Consider the following 18,486-nt stretch of genomic DNA (forward strand, 5'->3'; position numbering starts at 1 on the left):
TTTTGAGGCTTTAAAAGTAGAAAATGGCAAAAAGAAGAGTCAGACGAAAAAGAGTTGGTGTGGTAAATTCTCATTTTACCGTTACAATCAGTATAACTCTGGTTCTTTTTTTAATCGGGATTATGGGTATTCTGATATTCAGCGGGGACCAGATATCAGACTATGTCAGAGAAAATATTGGATTTTCCATTATTCTTAAAGACGATGCGAAAGATGTGGATGTGCATCGTATACAGAAATACCTGGATGCAACAGAATATGTTAAATCCACGAATTATATTGATAAGGAGAAAGCTGCGGAAGAATTACAGAATGAGCTGGGTGAAGATTTTATAGAGTTCCTTGGGTATAATCCTTTGCTGGCTTCAATAGAGGTGAAATTAAAAGCAGAATATGCAAATCCGGATAGTCTTCTGGTTATTGAAAATGAATTTAAGGCTTATCCACAGATAAAAGAGGTTATTTATCAAAAAGACCTGGTAAACCTGGTCAACGAAAACGTGAGAAAAATAACGATTGTTTTGCTGTTATTCTGTTTGCTTTTATTTATTGTCAGTGTGGCACTCATAAACAATACCATTCGTCTGGCCATATACTCTCAACGGTTTTTAATTAATACCATGCAGTTGGTGGGAGCTACCAGATCATTTATCCGGCGTCCTTTCGTGAACAGGATCATCCTGGACGGCTTAATTGCAGCGGTTCTTGCTATTCTTTTACTAACTGCAGCAATATATTCCATCCAGAATGAATTGAGTGCCATAATCAGCCTGAAAGATCTTGATCTGATTGCGATGGTTTATAGCCTGGTGTTGCTTATTGGAATTATTATTTCTCAGATGTCAGCATATTTTGCATTAAATAAATATCTGAGGTTGCGTTCGGATGAACTCTATTTTTAAATTTAAATATAAAAGAGTGAAAAAAACAGAAATTAATTCAAAAGGAAATCTTCCATTATCGAAACACAATTATGTGTTGATGCTTATTGGATTGGCGGTCATAATTCTCGGGTATATCCTGATGTCAGGTGGTGGAAGTACAGATCCTAATGTTTTTAACGGAGATGAATTGTACAGTTTCAGAAGAATTACTTTGGCTCCGATATTAATAGTTGCCGGTTTCATTTTTGAAATATATGCTATTATGAAACGTCCTAAACAGGACGCTGAGTAACAGACCTGCTGTATGAATTGGATTGAGGCGTTGATTATCGCTATTGTTGAGGGACTGACTGAATTTCTTCCGATATCTTCAACAGGGCATATGATTATTACCCAAAAGATATTGGGTATTGAGAATTCAGAATTTGTAAGGGCATTTATCGTTAATATACAATTTGGAGCGATTCTTTCCGTCGTTGTATTGTACTGGAAAAGATTTTTTCAGAGTCTGAAGTTTTATTATAAACTGTTTATAGCTTTTATTCCTGCCGCTGTATTCGGATTATTATTCAGTGATATTATTGATGAATTGCTTGAAAGTGTGGTTGTTGTAGCTGTTTCCCTGGTGCTGGGTGGAATCATACTCGTTTTTGTGGATTCCTGGTTTAAGGATAACAGTAAAAAAGATCAGGAAGTAACGTATAAAAAATCGTTTATAATTGGTTTGTTTCAGGTTATAGCGATGATACCGGGTGTGTCACGATCGGCATCAACCATAATAGGGGGTATGACACAAAAGCTGACAAAGAAAAATGCAGCTGAGTTTTCTTTTTTCCTTGCGGTTCCTACCATGTTTGCAGCATCAGGGTATAAATTGCTTGAAAATTATAAATCCATCACGACTGATAATATCGGCATCCTTATTTTTGGTAATGTCATTGCATTTATTGTTGCAATGCTGGCCATAAAATCGTTTATATCGTTTTTAACAAAGAACGGATTTAAAGCTTTCGGTTATTATCGTATTGTTGTTGGTTTGATTATTCTTATTCTTTTAGCATCGGGTTATCAGTTAAACATCGTTTAATGAATTTTATTGAGGGTGAGGTATTGGTCCTGAACAAACCGTTAGGATGGACTTCTTTTGATCTTGTTAAGAAAATCCGGATCAGATTACAACAGAAGCTGGGCGTAAAGAAACTAAAGGTTGGACATGCCGGAACGCTGGACCCTTTGGCAACCGGTGTAATGCTGGTGTGCACGGGAAAGGCAACCAAGCAGATAGAAACATATCAGGCCGGCGTAAAAGAGTATATTGCCACTATCAAACTTGGAGAAACTACGCCTTCTTTTGATCTTGAGACTAAAACGGACCGGTTGTATCCTTTTGAGCATATCACAAGAGAATCTGTTGACCTGGCGCTTGAGAATTTCAAAGGTGAAATCAGGCAGATTCCCCCGGAGTTTTCAGCAGTTAAAATCAATGGTAAAAGAGCTTACAAGTATGCAAGAAAAGGGGAAGAAGTAGAAATGAGACCTAAGATTCTGGTGATAGATGAAATTGAAGTTCTTGATTTCAATTTGCCGGTTCTGACCCTGCGAATTGTGTGCAGCAAGGGAACGTACATCAGGGCTTTGGCCAGGGATATTGGCATAGAATTAAAGTCTGGTGGTCATTTAATAGCTTTACAACGAACCCGTGTTGGAGATTATTCCCTCAGCGATGCCCTTTCGGTAGAGGAATTTGAAAAAAATACAGAAATTTTGAAACAAATATAAAAACTTTACGTATAAAGCACCTGTTGTTTATATGTGAGTCGTATTAAATTGAATAGGAGAATATGAAACTTTCGAAGTTTAAGTACAAATTACCAAATGAACTTATTGCCTTACATCCAGCTTATAATCGTGATGAATCCCGCTTACTTGTTCTGAACAAAGCAACCGGTGATATTGAACACAAAGTATTTAAGGAGATCATCAATTATTTTGATGACAAGGATTTACTGATTTTTAACGATACCAAAGTTTTTCCTGCCAGGTTGTATGGGAACAAGGAAAAGACAGGTGCTAAAATCGAGGTGTTTCTGTTACGTGAGCTGAACAGAGAAAACAGGCTATGGGATGTGTTGGTGGATCCTGCCAGAAAAATCAGAATTGGAAATAAACTCTATTTTGGTGATGATGATAGTCTTGTTGCTGAAGTTATTGATAATACTACCTCGCGCGGCAGAACATTACGTTTTCTGTATGACGGGCCTTATGATGAGTTTAAAGAGAAACTCTTTGGCCTTGGTGAGATGCCAATCCCAAAGCATATTCTGAAAAGGGAGGTTGAGCCGGATGATGAAGAAAGGTACCAGACGATTTTTGCTAAGCATGAAGGTGCTGTAGTCGCTCCAACCGCCGGTTTGCATTTTAGCAGAGAATTGCTTAAGCGATTTGAAATTAAAGGGACTGAATTTGGCTTTGTAACACTTCATGCCGGATTAGGGAATTTCAGAGAGATTGATGTGGAGGACCTGACAAAGCATAAAATGGATTCTGAACAGATTTTTATTAGTGATGAAGTGGCAAATAAAGTCAACGAGACAAAAAAAATCAAAAAGAATGTATGTGCCGTGGGTACAACTGTTATGCGCACACTGGAAAGTTCTGTAAGTACGGATGGCTTCCTGAAACCTTACGAGGGATGGACAAATAAGTTTATTTTCCCGCCGTATGATTTTAGTGTTGCTAATACAATGGTTTCAAACTTTCATATGCCTTATTCTACCTTGTTAATGATGGTAGCTGCCTTTGGTGGTTATGAACAGGTAATGAATGCATATAATATTGCCGTAAAAGAAAAATACCGTTTTGGTACCTATGGCGATGCAATGTTGGTTATTTGATTTTATTACAGGATATTTTTTATGCCCGGCACGTTTTTTGTGACCGGGTTTTTTATTCTAAAAGTCTTGTAATCTTTGTAGTTTTGTACCATAAAACATAAAAAAAATGAAAAAGCTTTTATCTCTACTCTTTTTAATGACCATTGTTTCAGGTTTAAGTGCACAGGTAGATAGTATTAGGGAAGAAACCCGGAATCTTGATCCGTTTAACAGGGTTATTGCGGCTCACGGTATAAATGTTAAACTGATCTATAATGACCTTGAAGAAGCACATGTAAAAGTTAAAGGTGCACCGCTGGAAGATGTCATTACTGAAGTTGAGGATATGACTTTAAAGGTGAGAATGAAAGCTAAACTTTTACAGGACGTTACTGTTATGGTTGATGTTTCTTACAAGCAGGTAAAGTATATTGAAGCGAATACCGGTGCATACATTGAAACAGTAAGACCTTTGTGGGGCGAGAAGGTTAAGTTGTATGCTATTACAGGTGGTGTTATTAAGGCAGAATCAACAGTTAGCGAGGTTGAAGCTGTTACTAGTGGAGCATCAACCATAGAAATTTATGGAAAAGCAAAACAATTTGATGCCAATGCTAACCTGGGAGGAAAAGTTGATGCCTTTGCACTTAAGACAGGGAATGTCAAGGTTAAAAGTAATTCAGGATCAACAATAAACGTGTACTCATCTGATAGCATTCAGGCAAAAGCTTCGGTAGGTGGTATTATAAATATTAAAGGCGATCCATCTGAAAAAGATTTCAAAACATCTCTTGGAGGTGAAATAAAGGAGATCAAACCCAATCCTGCCTTTGGAAAAGATTTGATTAAAGACGAAAATGATAAATAGCTATTTGGGCAAAGTCCCGAAAACCATTTTTATTGTTTTGTGTAGTCTGTGAATTCCTTTGGGTTCAGCAAACATAAAAATGCATTCATTTAATATCATTTTAAGGCCAAGTTCGCTGGCCAGATTTAATGTGTTGTCAGTATCACACATTTGTTGTACCCAAATTGTTTGTATGCCGTTTTTATGCGCTTCTTTTACAACATCGTCTGTGAATTCCTTCGGAGTCAGAATAAGCAACTTGTCAATTCCCGAAGGTAATGATTTGACGTTCGGGTAACACGTTGTGTTATTCAATTTGTCACAAAACTTATTGATAGGAATTAATTGATAGTCAAGCGTTGATAGCTTGTCATATACCTGTCTCCCGAATTTCTTGGGATTTCTAGAAACTCCGGCAACTGCAATAGGTGAGTCCTTGCTTAAAAATTCTTTAATTAATTCAAGTTTAGTCATTGTAATTCAAGGCTTATGTGTATTACAAAGTTTAAACTTTAAAATAACTTTACAAAATATTTTTTGGGACTTAAAGGTGTTTTTTTAACATTTCTTTTAAAGTATCTATATCCTTTTTCAATGCATTTCTTTTTCCTCCATTGGCCAGATTTTGCCATGATTGTTTAAATATTCGTATATATCTCAGGGAATATGATCCAAGTGGGAATAACGCTATAAATACTGCAAATGAAATCCATGTATTGGATAATAAAAAGAATGGCATTATTAGAAAGGCAAATAGTGCATATGAAACCGGAGCGCCTATTAACATGAAGATAAATTTGTAGGAGCTTTCAAACTGCCGGTCTTTGAGATTGCGATAAAGAAACCATGCCGGGAGTCTGAATAGGCCGGTTGGTAAAAAACCTGCCAGGAACAGAGGAAGACCTATGAGAAGTTCTGTCATCACTGCTAAGTTAATTCTGTTGGCTATAGATAAGTCTTCTGCATGTAGCTTTGCTTGTTTCAACTTTGAGTGTAAGTCTTGTGCTGCGTTAAAAAGCTCTGTTTTAATCTCAGGCTTTACTTTTGTTATATGTTTAACGAAAGCCTGTGCTTTGGTCAGATAATTACGTGAATTCTTTATTGATTGAGTGTCATCATGTAAATTAAGCAGCAAAACAATTTCATCGTAGTGCTCTGTATCCTTAATATCTAATATCAGAGGCTTAATGCCCTCAGCTATTTTATCGCGAAGTGTAATATGGGCTTTTTGAGGATTTGAATTAAACTCCTCCCTGAATCCGTCAACATCTATTGACTTGCCAAAGTTTACCCATAAGTCAGCGTTGAATCCATAGTAATCGCTGTAATGAATTCCTACAGGAACGATCTTAAGATTAAGTTTGAAGTTGTTTTTTTCTTCTGCCAGTAGTGCAATTCTTGGAATACCTTTTTTTAACGGAAGGAGAAAATTCTGACCGTGATGTCTTGCTTCCGGAAACAGAGCGAGCTGCTTGTTTGCTTCCAGAACTCCAATGGACTCATTAAATGTTGAGTCGTTATTTCCCAGTGATTTTATGCCATCTCTTACCCGGTATACCGGAAGTATTTTCAGAAATCGCAGGACTGGCCTGTTTATCGCACTCCGGAAAATATCGGCTCTTGCCAGAAAGACCGGCTGGAGAGGCGTTGTTAACAGTACAGCCAGGGGATCCATTAATGCATTCTGATGATTTGGGCCGAATATTATAGGATCACCAACGGGAATGTTTTCCAGGCCTGAAATATAAACACGCCTGTAAAAGAGCCGGTGTATAATTTTTACATAACCCTTGAAAAATGCGTAAGGTTTTGACGTTTGATGTATCATTTCCCTTTGGGTTTGAAAACATAAAGGGAAGAAAGTGTCCATTTTGAAGGTTCATTTGCCACATCTTTTCTGGATAGAAAAAATGCAACGGTCAGGCCGGATATGATATGCCAGATGCCCCACCAGGCAGCTATCATTGCCATTCCTCCAAGTTGAAGTTCAGGTGGAAATATCTTAGGATTAAATATCAGTGCCAGTGCCAGTCCTGAGTTCTGGATACCGGTTTCAATGGTAATGGATCTTCTGCCCGGTCTGTTGATTTTGGCAATGGTGGAGATGCTGAACCCTGTAAGCAGTGCAAGGCCATTGTGAAGCAACACAATGAGAAAAATCAGGTGGATGTAATTTTGAAAGTGTTTAAAATTGGCAATCAGTGCTCCTGCTACAAATCCAAGAAAAATAATTATGCTGATAATACGCAATGGCGACTTAATTTTTTTGGTGATTTTAGGTAGATAATGAGCAAACAGTAATCCCAATATTAACGGAATCCCTAATAAAATAAAAACTGTTTTAAATACCTGAAAGATATCAATCTCTATTGGCCTGAGTATGCCTTCTGCTGCCACCTTACTGTAATAATCGATATACATACTGCCCCAGAATGAAAAGTTAAGCGGAGTCATGAAAATAGCAGCCAGGGTAGCGATGGCTGTCAGCGTGACTGATAATGCAGTATTGCCTTTTGCCATTGCAGAAATAAAATTAGAAATATTTCCGCCCGGACATGCTGCAACAAGTATCATTCCCAGGGCCACCGTAGGTGATGGTTTAAGTAATATGACCAGTAAGAATGTAAATGCTGGTAACGCAATGAACTGCGATATGATGCCTGTGATTACCTGTTTTGGGGTGTAAAACAGTTCTTTAAAATCTTTGAATTTTATTCCGAGAGCAACCCCGAACATAATTAGTGCCAGTGCAATGTTCATAATATCAACAGATCTGGCATTAAAATTTAAAACTACACTATCCAGTTGGCGTAACGATTCTTCCATCCCTCTTATCTTGTGAAAGTCAATAAACAAAAATCATAAAAATTATCAACATTAAAAAATATTCTGTTATTATGTTGGTGCATAGTTGATTAATGTGAGTTCTGCGATGAGAATTGATATTTATACAATGATTCTGTTTTCTGCCGTTTATGAATTATCTTGTTTTTTATGATGCATAAACAGGTTAAATATAAACATTTGATGGGGGATTATGTTATAAATTATAATCAAAACAATATTTATTGATATAAATTATTAAAAATATTTGGTCTTTTTATTACAATCCGTATATTTGCATCGCTAAAATTAAATATAACAATGAGACAAACAACAAACATTATCAACCTTCTTCTTGATATTCTAATTCTAGGTTATAAGAGTTGAGGATGGTGAATAATGTATGTTTAATAATATAGGGCCATTCTCAACAGGATGGCCTTTTCGATTGTTTAAGAGGTTTGTTATAATAGGAGGTATACCCTATTTGTATTATGATGAGAACAAAACAGTTAAAAGAAGAGTTGATATTCATTAAGCAGATATTCAGGTTTGGTGAGTTCGGTAATAATTTACGACTCCCCTTGCGGGGTATGGAATAGGTTATTTTCAGGTGCGAATTATTAACAACTTTCAAATTAAGAAACAAATAACTAATCATGGATAATAACAGAGTTTATATTTTTGACACTACGTTGAGAGACGGAGAACAGGTGCCTGGTTGCCAGTTGAATACGATTGAAAAGATTGAAGTGGCAAAAGCACTTGAGGAACTTGGTGTGGATGTTATAGAGGCAGGTTTCCCTGTGTCAAGCCCGGGCGATTTTCAGTCGGTTGTGGAAATTTCAAAAGCCGTAAAAAATCCAACAATCTGTGCATTAACACGGGCCGTTAAAAAAGATATTGAGGTTGCTGCTGAAGCACTTAAATATGCAAAGAAAGGTAGAATTCATACGGGAATAGGTACTTCACCTTACCACATTAAGTATAAACTTAATTCAAACGAGGACGAGATTCTTGAAAGAGCTGTTGAAGCGGTTAAATATGCAAAGAAATTTGTTGAAGATGTTGAATTCTATGCAGAAGATGCCGGCCGTTCCGATAATGTATACCTTGCAAAAGTGGTGGAAGCAGTTATTGCTGCCGGAGCTACAGTAGTAAACATACCAGATACAACAGGGTATTGTCTGCCGGTTCAGTTTGGTGAAAAAATAAAGTTTTTGTTCGATAATGTGTCCAATATTGAAAGGGCAACGATCTCAACACATTGTCATAATGATTTGGGTATGGCAACTGCCAATACTGTTAGTGGTGTGATGAATGGAGCACGTCAGGTTGAGGTTACAATTAACGGTATCGGTGAACGGGCCGGTAATACCTCTCTTGAAGAAGTTGTCATGACATTGAAAAGCCACGACCTGGGTCTGCATACTGAGATTGATACCAAGAAAATTTATCAGACCAGCCGAATGGTTTCTTCATTAATGAATATGCCGGTTCAGCCTAATAAAGCTATTGTTGGTAGAAATGCTTTTGCCCACTCATCAGGTATTCATCAGGACGGCGTTTTAAAACATCGTGAAAACTATGAGATTATCGATCCTGTTGAGGTAGGAATTAATGAATCTTCTATTGTCCTTACAGCCCGTTCCGGAAGAGCTGCATTAAAACACAGACTCGAAGTTTTAGGTTATACATTGGTTCAGGAGGAACTTGATAAGGTTTACCAGGAATTTTTGAACCTGGCTGATAAAAAGAAAAATATTACCGACGAGGATTTGTCAATCCTGATGGGAGAAAAAGCCCAGGGTCAGAAAAATATCAAACTTGATTTTCTCCAGGTAGTTAGTGGTAAAACAACGATTCCGATGGCTACGGTACGTCTTAACATTGAAGGTAAAATATACTCTGCCACTGAACCGGGAAACGGACCTGTTGATGCAGCTATAAAGGCTGTCAAAGAGATTGTGAAGAAAAATGCATTACTCGAAGAATTCCTTATACAGGCAATAACAAGAGGGAGTGACGACATTGGTAAAGTACACATGCAGCTGAAATTCAATAACAGGATTTATTACGGTTTTGGAGCTAATACCGATATCGTAACTGCTTCTGTAGAGGCTTATATTGATGCATTGAATAAGTTTAATTAATACGGCAAGAAAATAATAATATAAAATGGGAAAGACACTTTTTGATAAAATTTGGGATGCTCACGTGGTTTCTGAGGTAGAAAACGGACCAACGCAATTGTATATTGACCGTCATTTTGCACACGAAGTTACCAGCCCACAGGCATTCAATGGATTAAGAGAACGTGGTTTGAAGGTTTTACGTCCTGAAAAAACCATTGCCACTCCTGACCATAACGTTCCGACATGGGATCAGGATAAACCAATTAAAGATCCGATTTCAAGATACCAGGTTGAGACGCTGACTAAAAACTGCAATGAGTTTGGCATCACCCTGTATGGTTTGGGTAACGACCGTAATGGTATTGTTCATGTGGTTGGACCCGAAAACGGATATACCCTGCCCGGTATGACCATTGTTTGTGGTGACAGTCATACTTCAACCCATGGTGCATTTGGCACAATAGCCTTTGGAATAGGTACAAGTGAAGTGGAGATGGTTCTGGCTAGTCAGTGTATTCTTCAGCCAAGGCCCAAACGAATGCGTATAAATGTTGAAGGTGAGCTCTCAAAAGGAGTGACATCAAAAGATATTATTCTGTATATCATATCACAGATTTCTACCGGTGGTGCAACAGGTTATTTTGTGGAGTTTGCAGGGAGTGCTTTTCGCAGCCTGACTATGGAAGCCCGTATGACGGTATGTAATATGAGCATTGAAATGGGAGCACGTGGAGGTCTGATGGCTCCGGATGAGACCACATTTGCTTATCTGAAAGACAGACCATTCGGCCCCAAAGGTGAGGAATGGGATAAGTCGCTTGCCTACTGGAAAACATTGAAGTCGGATGATGATGCTGTGTTTGACAAGGAGCATAACTTTAAAGCCGTGGATATTGAGCCAATGATAACTTATGGTACCAATCCCGGAATGGGTGTGGGTGTATCCGGTTCTATTCCTTCACTGGATTCAGTGGATAAGTCCGGACAGAAAACTTACCTGAAATCGCTGGATTATATGGGATATAAACCAGGAGAACAGATGAAAGGAAAGAAAGTGGATTATGTTTTTGTAGGCTCATGTACAAATGGGCGTATTGAAGACCTCAGAACATTTGCAGCTTTCGTGGATGGAAAGAAAAAGGCGCCGGGTGTTGTAGCCTGGATAGTGCCGGGAAGCCGTCAGGTAGAAAAACAAGCCCAGGAGGAAGGATTGATTGAGATCATTGAAAAAGCGGGATTTCTGATGCGTCAACCCGGATGCTCTGCCTGTCTGGCTATGAATGACGATAAGATTCCTGCCGGAAAATATTCGGTTTCAACATCAAACAGAAATTTTGAAGGCCGTCAGGGACCTGGTGCACGTACAATGCTGGCTAGCGTACTTACAGCAGCTGCAGCAGCTGTAACCGGAGTGATAACTGATCCGAGGGAATTAATGGATTGATCAGAACACAATCTTTGATTTATTAGTATTCAATAGAAAAGAACATTAAAATGGCTATAGAAAAAATAAATATTGTAAAATCATCCTGTGTTCCGTTGCCGATTGAAAATGTGGACACGGACCAGATTATTCCTGCGCGCTTTCTTAAGGCAACTACCCGTGAGGGATTTGGTGATAATCTCTTCAGAGACTGGAGATATGACAGTAATGACAATCCTAAGCAGGATTTTGTATTAAATGATGCAACTTATTCCGGAGAGATACTTGTTGGAGGTAAAAACTTTGGCAGTGGTTCAAGTCGAGAACATGCAGCCTGGGCAATTGCAGGTTACGGGTTTAAAGTGGTTGTTTCAAGTTTCTTTGCAGACATTTTTAAAAACAATGCACTGAATAATGGGGTGCTGCCGGTTCAGGTCAGCGAGGAGTTTCTGAGCCGGATCTTCGAGGCTGTAGATAAAGATCCAAAGGCTGGTCTGACGGTCAACCTTCCGGATCAAACCATAACAATTGATGCCACCGGAGAAAGTGAATCTTTTGATATAAATGGTTACAAAAAGAATTGTTTGCTGAACGGATATGATGATATCGATTATCTTCTCAGCAATATGGATAAAATAAAAGCCTGGGAGGTATCAAGTTTTTATTGATTTATTTCTATCAGGCAAACAGAAAAAACGATGAAACAGCAGGTTGAAATTATGGATACTACCCTGAGGGATGGAGAACAAACTTCAGGTGTATCGTTTTCGCAAAATGAAAAAACAACCATCGCAAGGATTTTACTTGAAGAGGTCAGGGTTGATCGTCTTGAAGTAGCTTCAGCAAAGGTGTCAGAAGGGGAGTTTAATGCTGTAAAACGTATTACAGGCTGGGCAGCTAACCATGGTTTTTTAGAAGCTATTGAGGTTTTGGGTTTTATTGACGGAAAAATTTCCGTGGACTGGATACGGGATGCCGGAGGTAAAGTTTTGAACCTTCTGGCTAAAGGATCACTCAGGCACGTAACCCAACAGTTGCGTAAAACCCCTGAACAGCATATAGCAGATATTAAGAATACTATAAGCTATGCGAACTCGCAGGGTATTCAGGTAAATATCTACCTGGAAGACTGGTCGAATGGGATGCTAAATTCACCGGAATATGTGTTTCAGATTGTTGAAGGGCTCAAAGATGAACCAATAAAACGGTTTATGCTGCCGGATACTCTGGGTGTTCTAAATCCTGACCAGACATTTGATTTCTGTTCACAAATGGTGGCGCGGTATCCTGATCTTCACTTCGATTTTCATGGCCATAACGACTACGATCTTGCTGCTGCAAATGCTTTCAGTGCAGTTAAGGCAGGGGTGAGTGGTTTGCATGGTACTGTTAACGGCATGGGTGAAAGGGCAGGGAATGTTTCACTTTCAAGTTTGATCGGTGTGTTACATGATCAGTTAAAGGTCGGTACAAATCTTGATGAATCCAGAATCACGAAGGTCAGCAAAATGGTAGAGACATTTTCAGGCATTCGCATACCTGCCAATAAGCCTCTGATTGGTGAGTTTGTGTTCACACAATGTGCAGGAATACATGCTGACGGAGATAATAAGGATAATCTCTATTACAATGATCTGCTTCCTGAACGATTTGGCAGGACCCGTTCTTATGCGCTGGGAAAAACCTCTGGAAAGGCCAGTATTCAGAAAAATCTGGAAGAGTTGGGCATAGACCTGGATATCGAATCCCAGAAAAGAGTGACACAGCGGATTATTGAGTTAGGTGACAAAAAAGAACGCGTAACCAAAGAGGATCTTCCTTACATTATAGCAGACGTACTCGAAAGTGGAGAGCACGGTAGCAATATAGAGGTGATGAACTATTCATTATCCCTGACATACGGTCTGAAGCCTATTGCCAATGTTAAAATCAGAATCTACGATAAGGTTTATGAAGACAACAGCGCAGGTGATGGTCAGTACGATGCTTTTATGAAAACAGTGTGGAAAATATACAAACGGCTTAAAAAAGAACATCCGGTTCTTATGGATTATTCCGTTTCAATACCTCCGGGCGGTATGACTGATGCGCTTGTGGAAACCACTATTTTGTGGTCATACAACGACAGGGAATTTAAAACCCGTGGTCTTGATGTTGACCAGTCTGAGGCAGCTATTAAAGCGACTATTAAAATGCTGAACCTCATAGAAACATTCTAACAGAATAACAGAAAGAAATATTTAACAGATGAAATTAAACATTGCAGTTCTTCCCGGTGACGGGATTGGTCCTGAGATTATAGATCAGGCATTGAAAGTAACTAAGGCGGTTTGTGATAAATTCGGCCACGATTTATCCTATGAATTTGGAATCACCGGTGCATCGGCAATTGATAAGGTGGGTGAACCCTATCCGGATGCCACACATGAGTTGTGTATGAATTCAGATGCCGTATTATTTGGCGCCATAGGAGATCCGAAATTTGATAACAATCCAAAAGCAACCGTTCGTCCCGAACAGGGTTTGCTACTGATGCGCAAAAAACTGGGCTTGTATGCCAATCTTCGTCCGGTAGTAACATTTCCATCCTTAATACATAAATCTCCGTTGCGGAAAGATCTGGTTGAGAATGCGGACTTTATGTGCATAAGGGAACTTACAGGTGGAATATATTTTGGTGAAAAGGGACGTTCTGAAGACCGTAATATGGCCTTCGATACAAATACCTACACAAGGGAAGAAATTGAGCGTATTATTCATCTGGGCTATGAATATGCCATGAAGCGCAATAAAAAGCTGACAATTGTTGATAAGGCGAATGTACTTGAAACTTCGCGTTTGTGGCGTGAAGTGGGGCAGGAGATTGCACCACAATACCCAGAGGTAAAAACAGAGTTTATGTTTGTAGATAATGCTGCCATGCAGATTATTCAATGGCCAAAGAATTTTGATGTGATGGTGACTGAAAACATGTTCGGTGATATTCTGACTGATGAAGCATCAGTAATCACAGGTTCTTTAGGTATGTTACCGTCTGCTTCAATTGGTATACATACCAGTGTATTCGAACCCATTCATGGTTCTTATCCCCAGGCTGCGGGTAAAAATATTGCAAATCCCTTAGCCACAGTGCTTTCTGCAGCTATGATGTTTGAGTATGCCTTTAATCTGATGGATGAAGGTTCCCTGATTCGTGCGGCCGTTAATGCTTCGATGGATGCAGGCGTCGTAACTGAGGATATTGCGGAAGATAAATCAAAAGCCTCCGGAACCTCAGATGTTGGGGACTGGTTGGTAAGTTTTATTGAAAAATCGTAGTAATAAAATAAGAAAATGTAAAAAGCTGCCCGGTCAGGCAGCTTTTTTAGTAACTGTAATCACCCAAAAACCTGTTGAATCCTTATTCAACAAGGTGTATCTTAATGCTTTATAATTTTATATTTCTTAATCTGATCTTTAGATTTATATACGAACAGATAGCAAACATCACATTCGAACTCTTTGATCTCAATGCTTTCTTTCGGGTTCTTTATCTGTTGTTCCAGTAACGTTTTATTTTGTGCCTTTAAGAGAAATTTTAAATCTTCACTGCTCTTTCCAAAGGTAAGCAATGTAATGTTTTGCTTTATCGGATTCGGAAAAGCCGAAACCCTTACCGTATGCGTCTCTATGCTTTCCAGTGTTATGACCTCCAGTTCTCCCTGAACATATGTAGCTTTTGGAACCAGATTATTTGAAACCAAATCGTCTGCCGATACCACGGCGACTTCATCAACTTTTTCTTTATCCACAACAAGGCTGCTCAGAGAAAGAAGAAGTGTGGCTGAAATTAGTGTAAAAAGTAGGAATGATTTCATGGTATATTTTTTTCGATAAGAATTTATTTAAATGTTATTGTAAATATAAAGAAAAATAAATTAAAATTAACAAAAAATAAACAATAAAATTAATAAATATTAAATATTGACTATTTAAATGGCTTTAAATATGAATTTTATCTGTATTGAGTTGTTGCCTCCAGTTGTTTTAAAACGAATTAACATAAATGAAAAAAAGAGGAATCGCAGGATTCCTCTTTATATTTACACTGATCATCATTCTAATTCTTCGACGTCTTAGCCTGTTCTTCTGCTTTTTCCATTGTAAGCCTTAACGGATCAATTTCCTCGCCCCAGTATATCGTGTGATGTGGGAATGGAATTTCAATATTGTGCTTGTCAAATGCTTCTTTCAGTCGTTTACGGTATTCACGACCGACAGTCCACTGTTGGATGGGTTTGGTTTTAATACGTCCTTTTACAACCAGGGCACTGTCACCAAAGCTGTCCAGTCCGAATATTTCCATTGGTTCAAGAATTTTGTCCTCAAATTCTTTATCACTTTTCAGATCTTCCGATACTTCTTTCATAATTTTCATTACCTGGTTCAGGTCTTCCTTGTAGGCAACCCCAATATCAAATACCATCGCTGACCATTCTTTTGTCATATTGGATAGCGAATTTATTTTTCCGTTTTGGAATACATGAACTACACCTGAGAGATCCCTGAGTGTTATTGTCCTGAGTTCAATTTTCTCTACAAGACCGCCGGTTCCGTTCAATATTGCAACATCGCCTGTTCTGATCTGGTTTTCAAGCAGGATAAAAAAACCGGATAAGAAGTCCCTGACCAGCTCCTGTGCACCAAAACCGACAGCAAGACCAATAATACCCGCACCGGCAAGAATGGGGCCTATGTCAATGTTTATCTTTTTAAGGAAAATCATGATAAAGACGGCCCAAATGACAATGGCGGCGGCTTTCTTCAGGATTTCCATTAATGTGGTCAGCCGTTTTTCTGCTTCTGTATTGGGTTCATCTGTTTGGTTGACTGTCCGTTTTGCAAGGATATCACGTAATTTGCCAATAAAAAAGGACATCAGTTTCAGGGATACAATGAGAATTACGATAAGAATAACAATAGATGGTAATTCTGTAATAGCCCAGTTAGACAATGTGCTTAAAGCCTTTTCCCAAAAATCAGTCGTGAATAATTTATCCATTTGATTTAATTTTAGTTGTTAACGATACTTATTCGTTTAAATATCGTGCCATTTGTATGAGATCGAGTGTAATTGGCGGAAGGTAAGGGCAATAAGAAGGTTTGGAAAAATTCAGGGCCTTAAAAATGGGGAATTTATTAGAATAATGGGGAAGCTTTCCGCAGTGTCAATAAAAAAAGCCCTCCATTGGAGAGCTTTTTTTATATGGGTTATTTGTAACCTATTTTACATCAAATTTATAAATGCATGTATGGGTGTAGGTCTCACCCGGATTTAATACCGTTGAAGGAAAATTCGGTTTATTTGGAGAATCCGGATAGTGTTGCGTTTCCAGACAAAGGGCAGATCTGTATGGATAAGCAATTCCACTTTTGCCTACTACCGTGCCATCAAGAAAATTACCACCATAAAACTGAATAGCAGGCTCATCCGTATGAACTTCCATGTAACGACCACTTGCAGGATCATAAACAGTTGCTGCCAATACCATCGTTTTAGGTTCTTCCTGGTTCAGAACATAATTATGATCATAACCATGTCCCAGAATCAGTGGTTCATAATCGGCATCTATACGCTGGCCAATTTCAGTTGGTGTAGTAAAATCCATAGGTGTTCCTGCAACCGGGATAATTTCACCGGTTGGGATCAGACCTGAATCCGTTGGTGTGAAATTGTCGGCATTTATATATAAAACAAGATCGTTAATAGTTTCGGTGCCTTCACCATGAAGGTTAAAGTAACTGTGATGAGTAAGGTTTAACACTGTAGGCTTGTCAGTAGTTGCCTCATAGTTTATTTTAAATTCATTATCATCTGTCAGCTGGTAGGTCATATGAACTGTCAGTTCACCGGGATAACCTTCTTCGCCATCTTTCGATACATAGGTGAACTTAACGGTATGATCGTCTACCTTTTTCATATCCCAAACAACAGCGTTAAATCCTTTGATTCCACCATGCAGATGATTATTGCCGTCATTTTTAGCCAGATGGTAAACCTCGCCATTTAACGTGAATTCACCGTTAGCGATTCTGTTGCCGTATCTGCCTATGGCAGCGCCGAAATATGGTTTGAATTTCTGATAATCGTCAATATTATTGAAACCAAGTACAATATCGGCCATTTCTCCGTTTTTATCCGGAACCATCAGACTAACAACTTTTGCACCGTAATTTGTAACGGTCATCTCTAGTCCGTTCTTGTTCGTAAGTGTCACCAGGGAAACCTGTTTGCCATCAATGACTTTATTGAACGCCTGCGGATCAATGCCGGCCTTATTAGCCGGTGCTTTTGGTGCACAGGAATGTATTAGCGCTATGGCAGTTAAAATAAATGCTGTTTTAAAAAGTGTTTTCATAATACTGGAAATTTATTGGAATTAATTTAAGAAGCTAAGATACTACGTTTTTTATTCTAATCAAACATCTAAACAATGCTATTACAAGGCATCTGACACTTTACATGAAATGATGTTACAAACGTGAAATGATTTATATCTTTGTTTCACAACTGTTAGTGCAATATTGCCACATATTAAATGCTTTTGGTTATTTTTGCAAACCAATAATAAGGAAATATATGACAATTGGTGATAAAAACGGACGGGAAACGGCGGTATTATTAATGCATTGTCCGGATAAGCAGGGTATTCTGGCTGCTATTACTGAATTTATAAATGAAAATAATGGTAATATTCTTTACCTTGATCAGCATGTTGACAGGGAAGAAGGTATATTTTATACCCGGATAGAATGGGATCTGAATGGTTTTGTAATTCCGAAAGAAAAGGTAAAGGATTACTTCGAAACTTTATTTGGCAGCAAATATAACCTGACATGGTGGAGAATATATTTTTCCGACAGAAAACCGCGCATGGCAATTATGGTGTCAAAAATGCCTCATTGTCTGTATGACTTGCTTGCGCGTCATGCAGCGGGTGAGTGGGAGGTTGAAATACCATTGATAATTAGTAATCATGACGATCTTTCTCATGTCGCTGAGCAGTTTAAGATTCCATATCATCATTTTCCTGTAAACAGAGACACCAAGAACAAGGTTGAAGCCGCAGAACTCGCACTCTTAAAAAAACATGATGTAGACTTCATTGTACTTGCAAGGTATATGCAGATTCTTTCGGCTGACTTTATAAAACAGTATCCTGAACGTGTGATCAATATCCATCATTCCTTTTTACCGGCATTTATGGGAGCCAAACCTTACCATGCTGCCCATCAACGTGGGGTGAAAATTATTGGTGCGACAAGTCATTACGTAACGTCAGATCTTGATGCTGGGCCGATTATTGAGCAGGATGTGGTACGTATCACACATAAGGATTCTGTATCAAGCCTTGTCCATAAAGGGCGTGATCTTGAGAAAATTGTTTTGTCAAGAGCCGTTCAGAAACACCTTGAAAGAAAAGTATTGGTATATAAAAACAGAACCGTAGTATTCAGTTGA

The 18,486-nt window shown here is 38.6% G+C and carries 18 protein-coding genes; 12 read left to right on the forward strand and 6 right to left on the reverse strand.

Annotation, left to right across the window (positions count from 1 at the left end; all coding sequences use genetic code 11):
- Positions 1–23: 23 nt before the first annotated feature.
- The 6 genes from ACE1EF_RS17510 to ACE1EF_RS17535 all read left to right on the forward strand — a co-directional run bounded on the left by ACE1EF_RS17510 (position 24) and on the right by ACE1EF_RS17535 (position 4,625).
- Complete coding sequence (locus ACE1EF_RS17510; protein ID WP_375721995.1) at positions 24–902, forward strand: cell division protein FtsX; 879 nt, start codon at positions 24–26, stop codon at positions 900–902.
- 16 nt (positions 903–918) lie between these two features.
- Complete coding sequence (locus ACE1EF_RS17515; protein ID WP_375721996.1) at positions 919–1,176, forward strand: DUF3098 domain-containing protein; 258 nt, start codon at positions 919–921, stop codon at positions 1,174–1,176.
- Positions 1,177–1,188: 12 nt separating this feature from the next.
- Positions 1,189–1,971 (forward strand): undecaprenyl-diphosphate phosphatase, encoded by a 783-nt coding sequence (locus tag ACE1EF_RS17520; RefSeq protein ID WP_375721997.1) that lies wholly within the window; start codon positions 1,189–1,191, stop codon positions 1,969–1,971.
- On the forward strand, positions 1,971–2,663 hold the full coding sequence (gene truB, locus ACE1EF_RS17525) for a tRNA pseudouridine(55) synthase TruB (RefSeq protein ID WP_375721998.1): 693 nt from the start codon (positions 1,971–1,973) through the stop codon (positions 2,661–2,663). The genes ACE1EF_RS17520 and truB overlap by 1 nt, the downstream gene beginning before the upstream one ends.
- Positions 2,664–2,725: 62 nt before the next feature.
- The gene (gene queA / locus ACE1EF_RS17530; protein ID WP_375721999.1) at positions 2,726–3,778 is read left to right on the forward strand and encodes a tRNA preQ1(34) S-adenosylmethionine ribosyltransferase-isomerase QueA; all 1,053 of its coding nucleotides are present in this window, start codon (positions 2,726–2,728) and stop codon (positions 3,776–3,778) included.
- A gap of 106 nt (positions 3,779–3,884) precedes the next feature.
- Complete coding sequence (locus ACE1EF_RS17535) at positions 3,885–4,625, forward strand: head GIN domain-containing protein (RefSeq protein WP_375722000.1); 741 nt, start codon at positions 3,885–3,887, stop codon at positions 4,623–4,625.
- Here the strand turns inward: ACE1EF_RS17535 and ACE1EF_RS17540 are convergent, their stop codons facing one another.
- The 3 genes from ACE1EF_RS17540 to ACE1EF_RS17550 all read right to left on the reverse strand — a co-directional run bounded on the left by ACE1EF_RS17540 (position 4,626) and on the right by ACE1EF_RS17550 (position 7,430).
- Complete coding sequence (locus ACE1EF_RS17540; RefSeq protein WP_375722001.1) at positions 4,626–5,078, reverse strand: CoA-binding protein; 453 nt, start codon at positions 5,076–5,078, stop codon at positions 4,626–4,628.
- A 70-nt stretch (positions 5,079–5,148) separates the two neighbouring features.
- Complete coding sequence (locus tag ACE1EF_RS17545; RefSeq protein WP_375722002.1) at positions 5,149–6,432, reverse strand: 1-acyl-sn-glycerol-3-phosphate acyltransferase; 1,284 nt, start codon at positions 6,430–6,432, stop codon at positions 5,149–5,151.
- Positions 6,429–7,430 carry a bile acid:sodium symporter family protein gene (locus tag ACE1EF_RS17550; protein ID WP_375722003.1) on the reverse strand — a complete coding sequence of 334 codons (1,002 nt, stop codon included), beginning with the start codon at positions 7,428–7,430 and terminating at the stop codon, positions 6,429–6,431. Before ACE1EF_RS17550 ends, ACE1EF_RS17545 begins: the two co-directional genes overlap by 4 nt.
- A 656-nt stretch (positions 7,431–8,086) precedes the next feature.
- On the opposite strand from ACE1EF_RS17550, the gene ACE1EF_RS17555 reads away from it, so the two are divergent.
- From ACE1EF_RS17555 to leuB, 5 genes are read left to right on the forward strand one after another with little or no spacing between them, the layout of a single operon-like run.
- Positions 8,087–9,580, forward strand: a complete 1,494-nt coding sequence (locus ACE1EF_RS17555) for a 2-isopropylmalate synthase (protein ID WP_375722004.1) — start codon at positions 8,087–8,089, stop codon at positions 9,578–9,580.
- Between the two features lie 25 nt (positions 9,581–9,605).
- Positions 9,606–11,006, forward strand: coding sequence for a 3-isopropylmalate dehydratase large subunit (gene leuC / locus ACE1EF_RS17560; RefSeq protein ID WP_375722005.1), 1,401 nt, complete (start codon positions 9,606–9,608; stop codon positions 11,004–11,006).
- A 50-nt stretch (positions 11,007–11,056) separates the two neighbouring features.
- Positions 11,057–11,653: a 3-isopropylmalate dehydratase small subunit gene (gene leuD, locus ACE1EF_RS17565; RefSeq protein WP_375722006.1), complete on the forward strand. Its 597-nt coding sequence runs from the start codon at positions 11,057–11,059 to the stop codon at positions 11,651–11,653.
- A 30-nt stretch (positions 11,654–11,683) separates the two neighbouring features.
- Positions 11,684–13,204, forward strand: coding sequence for an alpha-isopropylmalate synthase regulatory domain-containing protein (locus ACE1EF_RS17570; RefSeq protein ID WP_375722007.1), 1,521 nt, complete (start codon positions 11,684–11,686; stop codon positions 13,202–13,204).
- 28 nt (positions 13,205–13,232) lie between these two features.
- On the forward strand, positions 13,233–14,303 hold the full coding sequence (gene leuB / locus ACE1EF_RS17575; protein WP_375722008.1) for a 3-isopropylmalate dehydrogenase: 1,071 nt from the start codon (positions 13,233–13,235) through the stop codon (positions 14,301–14,303).
- A gap of 101 nt (positions 14,304–14,404) precedes the next feature.
- Here leuB and ACE1EF_RS17580 read toward each other — a convergent pair whose 3' ends face one another.
- The 3 genes from ACE1EF_RS17580 to ACE1EF_RS17590 all read right to left on the reverse strand — a co-directional run bounded on the left by ACE1EF_RS17580 (position 14,405) and on the right by ACE1EF_RS17590 (position 17,383).
- Positions 14,405–14,842, reverse strand: coding sequence for a hypothetical protein (locus ACE1EF_RS17580; RefSeq protein WP_375722009.1), 438 nt, complete (start codon positions 14,840–14,842; stop codon positions 14,405–14,407).
- 242 nt (positions 14,843–15,084) lie between these two features.
- Positions 15,085–16,026: a mechanosensitive ion channel family protein gene (locus ACE1EF_RS17585; protein WP_375722010.1), complete on the reverse strand. Its 942-nt coding sequence runs from the start codon at positions 16,024–16,026 to the stop codon at positions 15,085–15,087.
- Positions 16,027–16,246: 220 nt separating this feature from the next.
- Positions 16,247–17,383, reverse strand: a complete 1,137-nt coding sequence (locus ACE1EF_RS17590) for an aldose epimerase family protein (RefSeq protein ID WP_375722011.1) — start codon at positions 17,381–17,383, stop codon at positions 16,247–16,249.
- Positions 17,384–17,604: 221 nt separating this feature from the next.
- On the opposite strand from ACE1EF_RS17590, the gene purU reads away from it, so the two are divergent.
- Entirely contained in the window at positions 17,605–18,486 is an 882-nt protein-coding gene (gene purU / locus ACE1EF_RS17595) for a formyltetrahydrofolate deformylase (RefSeq protein ID WP_375722012.1), read from the forward strand.

The organism is Quyinboa sediminis (genome assembly GCF_042219855.1).
GTDB lineage: Bacteria > Bacteroidota > Bacteroidia > Bacteroidales > UBA5342 > JBHJHP01.

Bases quoted from the DNA above. Each gene is read 5' to 3' on its own strand.
- ACE1EF_RS17510 (WP_375721995.1), top strand. From the start codon at position 24: ATGGCAAAAAGAAGAGTCAGACGAAAAAGAGTTGGTGTGGTAAATTCT.
- ACE1EF_RS17580 (WP_375722009.1), bottom strand. From the start codon at position 14,842: ATGAAATCATTCCTACTTTTTACACTAATTTCAGCCACACTTCTTCTT.
- truB (WP_375721998.1), top strand. From the start codon at position 1,971: ATGAATTTTATTGAGGGTGAGGTATTGGTCCTGAACAAACCGTTAGGA.
- leuC (WP_375722005.1), top strand. From the start codon at position 9,606: ATGGGAAAGACACTTTTTGATAAAATTTGGGATGCTCACGTGGTTTCT.
- purU (WP_375722012.1), top strand. From the start codon at position 17,605: ATGACAATTGGTGATAAAAACGGACGGGAAACGGCGGTATTATTAATG.
- ACE1EF_RS17585 (WP_375722010.1), bottom strand. From the start codon at position 16,026: ATGGATAAATTATTCACGACTGATTTTTGGGAAAAGGCTTTAAGCACA.
- ACE1EF_RS17545 (WP_375722002.1), bottom strand. From the start codon at position 6,432: ATGATACATCAAACGTCAAAACCTTACGCATTTTTCAAGGGTTATGTA.
- leuB (WP_375722008.1), top strand. From the start codon at position 13,233: ATGAAATTAAACATTGCAGTTCTTCCCGGTGACGGGATTGGTCCTGAG.
- ACE1EF_RS17520 (WP_375721997.1), top strand. From the start codon at position 1,189: ATGAATTGGATTGAGGCGTTGATTATCGCTATTGTTGAGGGACTGACT.
- ACE1EF_RS17555 (WP_375722004.1), top strand. From the start codon at position 8,087: ATGGATAATAACAGAGTTTATATTTTTGACACTACGTTGAGAGACGGA.
- ACE1EF_RS17540 (WP_375722001.1), bottom strand. From the start codon at position 5,078: ATGACTAAACTTGAATTAATTAAAGAATTTTTAAGCAAGGACTCACCT.
- ACE1EF_RS17550 (WP_375722003.1), bottom strand. From the start codon at position 7,430: ATGGAAGAATCGTTACGCCAACTGGATAGTGTAGTTTTAAATTTTAAT.
- ACE1EF_RS17570 (WP_375722007.1), top strand. From the start codon at position 11,684: ATGAAACAGCAGGTTGAAATTATGGATACTACCCTGAGGGATGGAGAA.
- ACE1EF_RS17535 (WP_375722000.1), top strand. From the start codon at position 3,885: ATGAAAAAGCTTTTATCTCTACTCTTTTTAATGACCATTGTTTCAGGT.
- ACE1EF_RS17590 (WP_375722011.1), bottom strand. From the start codon at position 17,383: ATGAAAACACTTTTTAAAACAGCATTTATTTTAACTGCCATAGCGCTA.
- leuD (WP_375722006.1), top strand. From the start codon at position 11,057: ATGGCTATAGAAAAAATAAATATTGTAAAATCATCCTGTGTTCCGTTG.
- queA (WP_375721999.1), top strand. From the start codon at position 2,726: ATGAAACTTTCGAAGTTTAAGTACAAATTACCAAATGAACTTATTGCC.